Source organism: Ruminiclostridium papyrosolvens DSM 2782, assembly GCF_029318685.1.
Lineage (GTDB): Bacteria > Bacillota > Clostridia > Acetivibrionales > DSM-1351 > Ruminiclostridium > Ruminiclostridium papyrosolvens.
In genome coordinates this window covers 3,559,998-3,572,659 of record NZ_CP119677.1, presented here as the reverse complement: position 1 = coordinate 3,572,659, position 12,662 = coordinate 3,559,998, and the positions used below count along the sequence as shown (strand labels likewise).

Below are 12,662 nucleotides of genomic sequence, written 5' to 3'. Positions count from 1 at the left end.
GGGGATTTTATGAAAAAAATAATTATTGGTTCCGACAAATCAGGTTTTCCATTAAAGGAAGCTATAAAAGCACATTTGACACAGTTGGGTTATGAAGTTACTGACGGTGGCACACTCAACGAAGAGGAACCCAAACCATATTTTGAAGTAGCTTCGGCAGTTGCAAAGAGAGTATCAGACGGGGAATTTGAAAGAGCTGTATTAATCTGCGGTACCGGTATGGGAGTATCAATTGTTGCTAATAAGCACAAGGGAGTGTATGCAGCAGTTTGTGAAAATACATATGCTGCTGAAAAAGCCAGAGCTATAAACGATGCTAACATTTTATGCCTTGGCGGCTGGCTTACTGCCGAAATTGTGGGCTGTGCCATGGTAGACACCTTCCTTAATACGGAATTTACACAGAACCTTGAAGAATGGCGAGCAAAGAATTTAAGAAATGCAAGAATACAAGTTAAAAATATTGAAGATGAGATTTATAAATAAACCAAACAACCAAAACAAATAACCAAAACAATTAAGAAAAGTGAGGGAAACTTCTATGAAATATTTTTTAGACAGTGCAAAACTGGACGAAATCAAGTATGCATACGAAAATTTTTGTATTGATGGTGTTACAACTAACCCAAAACATATTCAATTAAGCGGAAAGCCTTTTATGCAGGTTGTTAAAGATGTAGCAGCATGGATAAAGGAAGAAGGAATTGAGGGTATGGATAAGTTTCCAGTATCCTTCGAAATCAATCCACATCATGATAAGTGGGAGGATATAGTTGAAGCAGCTAAGGAAGTCGCATCTTATTCACCAAACTACGTAATAAAGCTTCCTTGTACAGAACAGGGACTGATTGCCGCTAAAAAGCTTGAAAAAATGGGAATAAGAACAAACGTTACACTGGTATTTTCTCCATCACAGGCAATTCCTGTAGGAAAACTTGGAGCTAAGTTTGTTTCACCTTTCGTAGGCTGGAAGGAAAACAGCGGTGACAACTCAATAGATTATATTTCTGACATTATTGATATATACAGAAACTACGGCTTTGATACTGAAATAATTGTTGCAGCAGTAAGAAACGGTAAGCAAATCGGTGATTTCGCAGCCCTGGGTGCAGACATTGTAACCTGTGGACTGGATGTATACAAGGCAAGCTTTGAGCATCCTTTTACAGCATATGGATTAGGTGTATTCAGAAATGCTTGGGATGGTACAGCAAAAGAATAATATTACGAACGCTGTATGCGTAGATGGGAGATACTATGAAACAAAAAGTTAAACTTGGAGTTGTTTGTCTGACCAGAACTACTTATGAATACAAGACAGCACAGGCAATGTATACAAAAACAATTGAAGACTTGAAAAAGCTGCCTGATGTGGACTATACGTTTATTGAAGAATGCGTAATTGAAATACAAGATGCAGAAGATGCAGCGGTTAAGCTTTTAGCAGCAAATGTAGATGGTGTTGTTATAATAAGCGGTACTTTCCATTTAGGACATCTGGCCTTGATTTTTGCAAAATACATTAAAAAGCCATTTTTACTCTGGGCGTACAATGAGCTTCCTTACGACGGCGGTAAAATTCGTCTGAATGCTGTCTGCGGTTTGAACCTCAATGCTTCCAATCTTTATAAGACAGGAAAGGATGACTACTCCTGCACTATAGGAGACAGCATTGACGAAAAATGGGTAGATGCCTTGAGAGTAAAGGTTGCTCTCCAAAATGCAAGGGTAGGACTTGTAGGCTATCGTGCACACGGATTCTTTAATGTTGGTGTTGATGACATGGATATCTATCAGAAAACAGGCATTTTGATAGACCATTATGAAATTGCTGATATGTTTTCACAGCCTGTTACAGATGTTGAAATTGAAGAAGAAGAAAAGGAAGTCCGCTCTTTATTCATATGTAAGGAAGTAAATGATACACAGGTTAAAAAAGTTGCTCAGCTTTGTGTAAGTGCTACTAAGTTTGTTGAGAAAAATGGCCTTACGGCAGTAGCAGTAAGATGCTGGCCGGAATTTGCAGCAAATTACGGAATTTCACCTTGTGCAGCAATGTCTATTCTTCAATCAAAAGGAATAATTTTATCCTGTGAGGGTGACGTTGAAGGTGCTCTATCCATGTTGGCAGGAGCTGCATTGGGTGCTGAAACACCATTCCTTGCAGACCTTTCACAAGTTGATCTCCAGGAAGATTTTGCTCTTATGTGGCATTGCGGTGTTGCACCGGCTAATCTGTGGGACGGAAAGAGTGAAAGAACACTGGATACTTATTTTGCCGGAGGTAAAGGTGTAACTGCAGGGTTTGTAATGAAAGAGGGACATGTTAATCTTATAAGGTTTGACACTGCCCGCGGAAAAACAAGAATGTTCCTTGCAGCAGGTGAGTCAATAGAAATGAAGAAACAGCTCTGCGGAACTTACACAAAGGTAAAATTTGAACAGAACATAAATGACTTGCTCAATACAGTAACAGAAACAGGTGTCGCACACCATCTGGCTATGCTGTACGGAGAGTACAGAGATGTATTGAGACTGGCAGCAAAAATGATGAATTACGAAGTTATAGAGTAGTAAAAATATAGGGCAATTACTTTTCAGATAACAAACTGATGGTAATTGCCTTAACAAAAGCATTTAAAAAATACAGGGGGTTAAATTATGAGCACATTTAAGGGCAAATTACATGAAACGGTAGTTAAATTTCCAAATACGGATATATGGATGGATTCCTGTGGTGAAAACGAACTGAACTACGCATTGGAGAGAGGCTGTGTTGGTGCTACAAGTAATCCTGCTATAGTAGGTTCTGTTATCAAGGGAGAATTGGCTATTTGGGAAAAGCGTATAAAAGAAATGGTTGCAGAAAGAAAAGACATGACTGAAGAAGATGTGGCATGGGCTCTGATTTATGAAATAGGTAAACTTAGATCAAAAAAGCTTCTTTCTATTTTCAGTGAGTCAAAGGGTAAAAAGGGCAGACTGTCAATTCAGACTAATCCCAAGTATTACAGAGATACTGAAAAAATGTTACAGCAAGCAGATGTTATCAATAGCCTTGGCGAAAATATGCAGGTAAAAATGCCTGCCTCAGAAGCAGGAATTAAGGCAATGGAAGAGGCAACTTACAGAGGAATCAGTATTAATGCAACTGTTTCTTTCACTGTTGCACAGGCTGTTGCAGTTGCCGAAGCTGTTGAAAGAGGTTTAAAGAGAAGAGAAGCTGAAGGTCTGTCAACTGACGCTATGTCACCTGTTTGCACAATAATGATAGGCAGGACTGATGACTGGATGAAGAAATATGCTGACGAAAATGATATAATTGTTGATCCTGAAATCATGGAATGGTCAGGGGTTGCTGTTATGAAAGAAGCCTACAGAATATTTAAGGAAAGAGGCTATAAAACCAGATTGCTTTCAGCGGCATGCAGAAACCATCACCATTGGTCACAATTAATAGGTGGGGATTTGTCAATGACTATTCCTTTCAACTGGCATAAAAAACTGAACTCATGTGAAATCGAAGTTGTAAGCAGAATTGAAATACCTGTTAAAGAAGAATACATGAATCAACTCAAAAAGCTTAGCGAATTTCAAAAATCCTTTGACGAATTTGGAATGAAGTATAACGAATTCGAAAAATATGGCGGCTTCAGAACCACAGTATCCGGGTTTATTGGCGGTTATGACGAATTATTAAAACTTGTAAGGGGATACATGATTTAATGAAAATAAAACAAACAGCTCCTTTATTGCTATTAGCATTCATATGGGGATGCTATTATGTCGCAAGTCAAAAAGCCGTCTCGGAAATGTCAGTTTTTACAGTGGGAATTGTTATTAGATTTATAACTATGGTTCTTTTAACTGTAATAATGTTTAAAAGAAACGAGCTAAAGCTTTTATTAAATACAAAAGGCATTCTATTTAGATTAATACTGATTGGTGTTCTGGGTTTTTCCCTTGATTTAACAGCCTTTATTGGACTTAGTCTTTCCCATGCAGGGGCAGGAACAGCTTTGCTAAAATGTGATATTATCTTTGTTAATTTAATTTCTGTTATAATATACAAGGAAAAATTCACGAAGCTGGACTGGACATACACCTTTATAATGCTATTTGGTGTTCTTATGGTTATGGGAATTGATTTCAGTAAGTTCAAAATTGGGAATAAAGCAGATATATTCTTTATATTGAGCGCATTATTTGTATCCATCAACGCCTTTGTAATTAAAAGCGTTCAGTTGGACAAGAAGAATCCTGCGGCGGATAATGTAGTAGCTTATTATAATAATTTTATTACTATGATTATGTTTATTGGCACGTCGATATTTATGGGTACCATGGGACAACTCAGCAGGCTGACTGAAAACAGGCCGCTGTTGGTGGCGATATTGGTCGCAGGCTTGGGACAGACTCTCATCTATATTGTATATTATTATAACCTTAGACGTTTCCCTGTTTGGATTGTTAAAGTATTCCTGCTTTTGATGCCGATAGTTGCGACAATAGTAGCCTTTCTCCTGTTTGGAGATGTTATGGTGTCGGGCCAGTATATTGGAATAGCAATAGTTTTAGCAGGAGCGTTTGGAATATTGCTTGAGCAAAAGAAAAAAGCTGAAATGCAAAAAAGCTGAACTGATTAAGGTATAGAGACTGATGTACAGAGAATAAATTATATTCACTGTGCATCAGTTATTTTTTTGCCATTAAAATAATAAATGCGGGTTCTGAAGAACCCGCAAGTTATGCAAAATATAATTTAATCCTTTGTATCTATTAAGCCGCCGTTTTCAAAGAAAAAGTTTATTATGGTTGAAGCAGGCCCTTGAGTTTCCAATTGCAGATTGAAGCTGCTGAAGGTTACTTTTTCATAACCTGAGTAATTTGATAAATGTATATACAGATTCTTTCGGAATTTTTCGTTTTCAAAAAGTTCGCCGTACAAAATTATTGATTTTGGGTCAAACAAGCACATTGCATTTTTTATTGCAATAGACAGAAAATAAATAGACCTGTCAAGAATGTCCTCTATCAATTTATCTCCATCATAGTATGCTTTTATTATATTTTTTATATTTATATTTTCTGTGTTTCCGTCTGTGTATGAGAAGAGATATGGCGTCAGCTTGTTTGATAATATATTGGCGGCATTTCTTTCGATAGCATCGTATCCGGCGATGGTTTCAAGACAACCTCGGTTACCGCATTCACATATTGCACCGTTGGGGTCTGCGATAGTATGACCCAGTTGAATTGCATTGAAATCATAAACACTTAATGTGTCCTGATAAAATACTCTGGCTGCTCCCACACCGGGGCCGTATTTTATAAACAGCATATCCTTGGGATGCTCCATGTTTGCAAAAAAACTTTCTCCATGTGCCAGAGAACAGATATTGTTTGTTAATATTGCGGGAACCTTCATTCTTTTCTGAATATATTCAACAACATTAACATTATCCTCCCAGACGTTATAAGAATTAATGCTCACTCCGGCTCTGGAATTTACAATACCCTTAACACTTACACCGACACCCAGAATAGTTCTCGTTCTGACTATATCATAATAAATAAGGTTATGCTCCAAAATTGTACATACCTTATCTAATATGGCTGAGGATTTCTTGTGACAATCAGCTGTAAATACTGTATCTTCAAAAATAACAATATTATTCAAGTCCATACATAGTATCTGAAATTTATTAGTACTTATATAGATACCGATAGTTGCATATTTTTTTCTGTTTATATCTAAAAGGATTTCTTTACGTCCCTTACGATTGTTATTTTGTTCCACTGCAGATTCAACAAGGATTCCTTCGTTAATCAAGTCAGTTGTAATCAGAGTAATTGCAGCCGGAGTCAAATTAAGCTTATTGGCTATCTCCTTTCTGGAGATACCACCTGAACGGTAAATCAAATATAAAATTGAACTCCTGTTTTTTATCTTAACTCCCAGCATGTTAATTCCATTTGCGGATTGATCCATAGTTCTCACTTCTTTTCCTTAGATTATGTTATCTTAAAATTATTTGTATTTTATTTCAATATTTTCACCTGTTATTCCTACACATGCTCCTTTAGATGCCGGAATACTATCCTTGTGGGCAATTAACCATTTGTTCTGCATCCATAAAAGCTTATCCTCTTCACATATGGGGGACGGAATAGATGGGAGTGGCTGATTAGTTCCCTCAGGAAGTACTATTATACTCATAAACCCATTATCTGATACTTTACAGGGGGCAAAATGCAGTGTAGTACCATATAGTTCAACAGCAGTTCCTTGTGGAACAAAGAAAATCTCAGTTGATGTACTTGGCAGTTGATTATGCTTAATATCTCTTATATCTGCTAAAATAAGTACCAAATCTGTTACAGCTACATCTATCTCAGAGCCTTTGTGGTATTCCAGAGCGTTGAGCATAGTACTGTTACCGTTGCAATATCCTATCTGAATAGGCATGTTACCATAAAACCTATTACTAAGCTCTTTTGCAATAGCTGTGCTCATTAGTTCATCGTCACTTGCAACATACACATTACCGGAATCGGGAATACCTTTGGTTTTGGTAATTTCAATACATTGGGAAAAGTCATATTGGTCAAGTACTTTTCCATACTTTAAAAAAGCTTCATCTAATATACTTTTTATTTGCAGAGCAGGATTTAATTGTTTTAAATAGTTTATCATAGAGTCTCCTTATAAATATAATATATTACAAAAAAATATAAAGCTGTCTACACAATATATGGAAATATATCTCGTAATTAATATCGTAAAAGAGAAATTAATTATAAGTGTTAATAAAAAAGCCAGAAAATATATTATGCAGAACTTTATTTAAGAATATCATAGTAATCAAAATCTTTCAATCCGTTGGACTTAAAATACTATGGCTGCATGAGTACCCGTATTAGGCCAATTAATACTGAGATACTTAAAGAAGTGCGACATAATTAAAATATTTAAACAAATAATTTTACCGTACAAAATGTGAAATTTATTAAATGTATTATTAAGTCGAAAAATATAAAATAACTGTTTACTTTTTATCATATATGATATATAATTGCCATTGTAAACTAATGTTTTTGGTGAATATGTATAGTTGTTAGTAACATAACGAACCCAAGGGTTACTTAATGACTGGATAGCCACCGACAAGTTTTATTTTTTTCTTCAATAAATTAAAGGTTTTAATTTATTGAAGAATTGGTATAAATGCCTAAAAATATAGCTTGTGCCCAATGTTAAAATCCATACAGCAGGGTAAAATTTTTATTTGGTAAAATAATATGAGAAAGAAGGTTAACAATTATGGGGAAGATTATCAAACGTATTATGGCATTAATGGTAGTTCTTTCAATGACAATGGCGATTTTTGCAGCATGTGGTAAATCAGATGTAAGCCAGTCGACAAATTCAACCTCTAATTCAACAAACGGGAAAAGTACAGGTACTGAAAAGGTTGTAATCACTTTCCCTAGTATTTGGGTTGGAACAGACGGAAAAGCAAAAGTTTTTGGTCAGATGGTTAATTCATTCAACAAGGAAAATGAATCTAAAATCGAAGTAAAAATTGAAGAATACACAGATTATGATGCTTATGAAGATAAGATTAGGGCTATGATATCAACTGGTAATGCACCTGATATTTTTACCTTCAAATCAAGCGCAGACCTACAGTTGTATTCTGAATCAGGTAAGTTAATGGATCTCACTTCCTACTTGGCTGATAAGGAATGGGCTGATAAATTTGCAGAAGGTGTAATTAAGACATCTCAGTACAAGGGCAAAAACTTTGCACTCCCATATGAGAATGCGGTTATTGCAATAATGTTTAATAAGAAATTATTAAACAGCGTGGGAATAAGTAATGTTCCTACTACTTACGAAGAGTTGTGGAAAGTCTGTGATGCACTAAAAGCTAAAAAGATATTCCCAACTGCACAGATGACAAATAAAAACGCATGGACTTCAATGCTCTGGTATTCATATGCGCTCGCAGCAGCAGGAGGACCTGATGTTTATCAAAAAGGACTGGATGATCCTGCATTTGTAGAAGCTGCAAAGATAATGCAAAAGATGTTTACTTACACTTCTCCTGATGCACTTGGAGCTGATGCTACAGTTGTAAACGGACATTTCTTTAATGAAAGATCAGCAATATATACAAACGGATCATGGATTTTATCCAGAATTAAAAAAGAAGGTGTTCAGGGCTTATATGACAATCTGGCTATCAGTGCAGGTTTAGGCTACAATGGCGGTAAGTCAGGAGCATACGTAAATGCAGTTCAGGCTTACATAGCTGCTGCTAAGCAGGACAATCCTGCAAAAGAAGAAGCAATAGTTAAGTTCTTAAAATATATTTGTGATGTTGACAGAGTGACTGAATTGTCAAATTCATCAGGTTCAATATTTACTATCAAGTCTAAGATTACTGATCAAACAGAAAAGCTTCAGGCTACAATGATTGAACAAAGTACTGCTGCTCCATATATGATAGGAACATTTGAGTCTGCAATGCCTACAAAGGTAGTAACAGCATTCCCACCAGCACTTGAAGGTCTTATTCTTGGAGAATATACTCCAGAGCAGTTTGTTGCAGAATTAAAAAAAGCTGCAAAATAAATAATACTATAATCAATACAAAAAATTGAAGTGCTTTGGCAGGCTTTACAGCCTGCCAAAGTAAAAATAACGACTATATTATTTTGAGTTGGTTCGGATGATGGAGGCAGGAGCGATGGAAGTTAAAAAACATGACATAAAAAACATCTGCATCTTTATATTGCCGGGACTTGCACTATTTACATTATTCTTTATTATACCGGTAGGCTATGTATCAATAACCAGTCTTTTTGAGTGGAACGGGATTACATCTCCTATATTTAAAGGGTTATATAACTATAGGGATATTTTTAGTGATAAAGTATTTTGGCGCAGTGTAAAAAACAATGTTCTGTGGGCTGTAGTTGCCGGAGGCGTGCAGGTTCCTCTCGCAATGCTTATGGCATTAATATTATCAAAGAAACCAAGAGGTTGGCAATTTTTCAGAACAGTGTACTTTTTGCCACAGGTTATTTCGGGAATTGCTCTCGCCATGTTATGGGCAGCAATGTACAACAGCGAATTCGGTTTGATTAACGGTTTGCTGAGAGCCATAGGTCTTGGTGAATATGCAACAAACTGGCTTGGTACAGTAAAAACTGCTTTTCCGTGTATGCTGATTTATTGGGTATTTTACATCGGCTATTATATGGTTATAATGTTGGCGGATATAACCAATATTGATGAAAGCTATTATGAAGCGGCCCAAATTGATGGTGCTGACGGAATAAGACAACATATTCATATCACAATACCTTTAATCAAAGGTTCATTTCAGACTTGTGTAACATTGGCTATGATTTTCGGATTAAGAACGTTTGAACAGGTATATCTGTTAACAAATGGAGGACCTGCAAACAGAACTTCCGTGCTTGTACTTTATCTGTACAATCAGATGAAAACAAATAACTATGGTGGAGCAAATGCTTCCAGCGTTATGCTTATATTAACAGGAGCCTTTGTTATCTTACTCATTCGTGGTGTATTTGCTAAATTAAATAAGGAGTAAAGGAGGAGAAATATGTCAGCGAAAACTACTCAGTCAATTGTAAGAGATAAAAAGAACATCAAAGATTACTTAACATCGTTTTTTAAATGGGTTTTAATCATATTTTTTGCAGTATATACATTGTTTCCACTATTATGGCTGTTTATTACATCATTGAAAACTAATGCGGAATATTTCGATAATCCATTTTCCTTACCTGCGGTACCACAATGGCAGAACTATGTAAATGCATTTCAACAAGCAAATCTAGGCAGAATGATTTCAAACTCTGTTATTGTTGCTGTAACAGCTACAGTGATAAACGTTCTGATTGCCGCTATGCTTTCATACTGTTTATCTCGTTTCAAGTTTAAAGGTAGAGAAGTCATATTTACATTATTCTCAGTAGGTGTACTTGTTCCTCTTAATGCACTTATGGTTCCTTATTTTTCAATATTCAGTAAAATGGGTCTGGTAGATTCTTTAGGTGCATTAATTATTCTTTACGCTGCAATCGGATTACCTATTTCAACCTTTATTATTCGTGGGTTTATGGCCAGCTTCCCTGCTGAAATAGAAGAAGCCGCTTATATTGACGGAAGCGGATTTTACGGAAGATTCTTTAAAATGATTTTACCATTAACTAAAACAGGTTTGGTAACAGCGGCAACTTTTGAATTTATAACCTGTTGGAATGAATTCGTATATGCGAATCTTCTTACTTCATCACCGGTTACAAAAACTATACAGATAGGTATCAGATATTTTACAAACCAGTTTACTACAGATTACGTTTCTATGTACGCTGCAATTATTATCAGTATAGCTCCTAGTATTATTGGATACATGTTATTCCAGAAACAGGTTATATCGGGTTTGACAAGTGGTGCTGTAAAGGGTTAATACTTTGATTTTCGCGAAAAATATGCCTGGAGGAGAAATAATGGAACTAGTTAAACTAAATGATGGCTTTAAGCTATTATATCAGGATAAATGTATTATTCATCACACGGCAGAAAATCCGTCTATTTATATAGGGTATGGCAATGAAACTGTGGAGATGTATAGAGGAAACTTTGATATCAAGGATTATGTAATTGAAAGATATCCATTAAAGAGTTTTACTATACAAAAAATTAACAATGGATATTCATTAAATTTTGAAAATAAATTAACGGCTAATATTAAAATCGAAGATAATAGGTTCTTGATGGACTTTGAAAAGAAAGATGATAAAATCAACAGATTTTGGATTAGAATAGATGCCGATGAAAACGAAAAATGTTTCGGTTGCGGAGAGCAGATGTCCTATTTTAATCTGCGAGGGAGAAATTTTCCGCTCTGGACGTCGGAGCCGGGTGTGGGCAGGGATAAAACTACCTATGTAACCTGGAGGTCTGATGTGGAGAATAAAGCCGGAGGAGACTATTACAATACTAATTATCCTCAGCCTACTTACGTATCAACCAAACACTATTACCTCCATGTTGATTCAACTGCTTATGCGGATTTTAACTTCAAAAACAAAGCTTTTCATGAATTGCAAATATGGGAAGTGCCAAAGCAGATTAGGATTGAAGCCGCACCTACCTATATTGAGTTGCTTGAAAAGCTCACCGGATTTCTTGGAAGACAGGTAGAATTGCCTGACTGGATATATAATGGGGCAATCCTTGGGCTTCAAGGAGGCACAGAACGCTCTTTCGCTCTTGTTGACCGTTCTCTTAGAAATGGGATTAAAGTCTCAGGTGTCTGGTGTCAGGATTGGGCGGGAAAGAGAATCACTTCATTTGGTAAGCGCCTTAACTGGAACTGGAAGTGGAATCAGGAAATGTATCCTGAGTTGCCTGAAAAAATTAAGGAATATAAAGCAAAAAATATCAGATTCCTTGCTTATAACAACCCGTACCTTGTAAAAGAGGGAGATTTGTATAAGGAAGGCAAGGAAAAGGGATATTTCGCTAAGTCTCTTGACGGAAATGATTATCTTGTGGATTTTGGAGAGTTTGACTGCGGTGTTGTAGATTTTACAAATCCCAAGGCTTATGAATGGTTTAAAGAGCTGATAAAAAAACATATTATTGAATTTGGAATAGATGGTTGGATGGCTGATTTCGGGGAATACCTACCTACAGATTTACAGTTATACAATGGCTCTCCGGCGATGATAGAACACAATCACTGGCCTGTCCTTTGGGCAAAATGCAACTACGAAGCTCTTGTAGAAACAGGAAAGCTTGGGGAAATAGTATACTTTATGAGAGCAGGAGGAGCCGGTTCTCAAAAATACTGTACACTGCTGTGGGCAGGGGATCAAAGTGTGGATTTCTCAATGCACGATGGTCTGGTTACTGTAATCTGCGGTGCACTCAGTGCTGCAATGAGCGGATGTGGCCTGCATCATAGTGATATCGGCGGTTATACCTCCCTGTTTAATAATTGCAGGACAAAGGAAGTATTTTTAAGATGGGCTGAAATGGCTGTATTTACTCCTGTAATGAGAACTCATGAAGGAAACAGGCCTGAGGAAAACTTCCAGTATTATGATGATGCAGATACTTTGGAGCAGTTTGCGAGACTGACGGAAATCTATACTATGCTGGCACCATATATAAAGAGTCTTGTAAGTATTAATGCAGCTTCAGGACTACCTGTACAAAGGCCACTGTTCTTACATTATGAAAATGATGAAAAAACATATGATATTCAAACCGAATATTTATTCGGAGAAGATATGTTGATTGCACCTGTATATTTGCCTGATGCACGGGAATGGGAGGTTTATCTTCCAAATGACCAGTGGGTTCACCTTTGGACAGGTAAGGAGTATGAGGGCGGAACAGTTACAGTGGAGGCAGGAATGGGCTTCACACCTGCATTTTATAAAAAGAATTCCAAGTATGCAAGTCTGTTTGAATCAATTCAGAAGCAGTATGGAATAAAATAAATCAGCGATATATTTTACCTCCTTAGCTGGAAATTATATTTTCGGTTAAGGGGGTTTTATATGTTAAAATGGTAAAACAAATAAAATTTTACCCGACATCTTCGTAC

Annotated in this window: 11 protein-coding genes; 9 read left to right on the top strand and 2 right to left on the bottom strand. The window is 36.4% G+C overall.

Translation table 11 applies throughout. The annotated features are described in order from the left end of the window. Positions 1 to 9 precede the first annotated feature (9 nt). The 5 genes from P0092_RS15950 to P0092_RS15930 all read left to right on the top strand — a co-directional run bounded on the left by P0092_RS15950 (position 10) and on the right by P0092_RS15930 (position 4,637). Positions 10 to 486: an RpiB/LacA/LacB family sugar-phosphate isomerase gene (locus tag P0092_RS15950; RefSeq protein ID WP_004616483.1), complete on the top strand. Its 477-nt coding sequence runs from the start codon at positions 10 to 12 to the stop codon at positions 484 to 486. A 55-nt stretch (positions 487 to 541) separates the two neighbouring features. Further along, positions 542 to 1,222 (top strand): transaldolase family protein, encoded by a 681-nt coding sequence (locus P0092_RS15945; protein WP_004616484.1) that lies wholly within the window; start codon positions 542 to 544, stop codon positions 1,220 to 1,222. Positions 1,223 to 1,257: 35 nt separating this feature from the next. Then, on the top strand, positions 1,258 to 2,574 hold the full coding sequence (locus P0092_RS15940) for an L-fucose/L-arabinose isomerase family protein (RefSeq protein ID WP_004616485.1): 1,317 nt from the start codon (positions 1,258 to 1,260) through the stop codon (positions 2,572 to 2,574). Positions 2,575 to 2,661: 87 nt separating this feature from the next. After that, positions 2,662 to 3,726 carry a transaldolase family protein gene (locus tag P0092_RS15935; RefSeq protein ID WP_004616486.1) on the top strand — a complete coding sequence of 355 codons (1,065 nt, stop codon included), beginning with the start codon at positions 2,662 to 2,664 and terminating at the stop codon, positions 3,724 to 3,726. Beyond that, on the top strand, positions 3,726 to 4,637 hold the full coding sequence (locus P0092_RS15930) for a DMT family transporter (RefSeq protein WP_004616488.1): 912 nt from the start codon (positions 3,726 to 3,728) through the stop codon (positions 4,635 to 4,637). The genes P0092_RS15935 and P0092_RS15930 overlap by 1 nt, the downstream gene beginning before the upstream one ends. Positions 4,638 to 4,762: 125 nt before the next feature. Here the strand turns inward: P0092_RS15930 and P0092_RS15925 are convergent, their stop codons facing one another. Both P0092_RS15925 and P0092_RS15920 read right to left on the bottom strand, forming a co-directional pair. Continuing rightward, positions 4,763 to 5,992, bottom strand: a complete 1,230-nt coding sequence (locus tag P0092_RS15925) for an ROK family transcriptional regulator (protein WP_040758170.1) — start codon at positions 5,990 to 5,992, stop codon at positions 4,763 to 4,765. Between the two features lie 39 nt (positions 5,993 to 6,031). Then, the gene (locus tag P0092_RS15920) at positions 6,032 to 6,697 is read right to left on the bottom strand and encodes a DUF4867 family protein (RefSeq protein ID WP_004616491.1); all 666 of its coding nucleotides are present in this window, start codon (positions 6,695 to 6,697) and stop codon (positions 6,032 to 6,034) included. A 627-nt stretch (positions 6,698 to 7,324) separates the two neighbouring features. On the opposite strand from P0092_RS15920, the gene P0092_RS15915 reads away from it, so the two are divergent. The 4 genes from P0092_RS15915 to P0092_RS15900 all read left to right on the top strand — a co-directional run bounded on the left by P0092_RS15915 (position 7,325) and on the right by P0092_RS15900 (position 12,555). After that, positions 7,325 to 8,641, top strand: coding sequence for an ABC transporter substrate-binding protein (locus P0092_RS15915; protein ID WP_004616493.1), 1,317 nt, complete (start codon positions 7,325 to 7,327; stop codon positions 8,639 to 8,641). Positions 8,642 to 8,756: 115 nt separating this feature from the next. After that, positions 8,757 to 9,629 carry a carbohydrate ABC transporter permease gene (locus tag P0092_RS15910; protein ID WP_004616495.1) on the top strand — a complete coding sequence of 291 codons (873 nt, stop codon included), beginning with the start codon at positions 8,757 to 8,759 and terminating at the stop codon, positions 9,627 to 9,629. Positions 9,630 to 9,641: 12 nt separating this feature from the next. Then, positions 9,642 to 10,511: a carbohydrate ABC transporter permease gene (locus P0092_RS15905; RefSeq protein ID WP_004616497.1), complete on the top strand. Its 870-nt coding sequence runs from the start codon at positions 9,642 to 9,644 to the stop codon at positions 10,509 to 10,511. Between the two features lie 40 nt (positions 10,512 to 10,551). Continuing rightward, the gene (locus tag P0092_RS15900; RefSeq protein WP_004616498.1) at positions 10,552 to 12,555 is read left to right on the top strand and encodes an alpha-glucosidase; all 2,004 of its coding nucleotides are present in this window, start codon (positions 10,552 to 10,554) and stop codon (positions 12,553 to 12,555) included. The last annotated feature ends 107 nt before the right edge of the window (positions 12,556 to 12,662 follow it).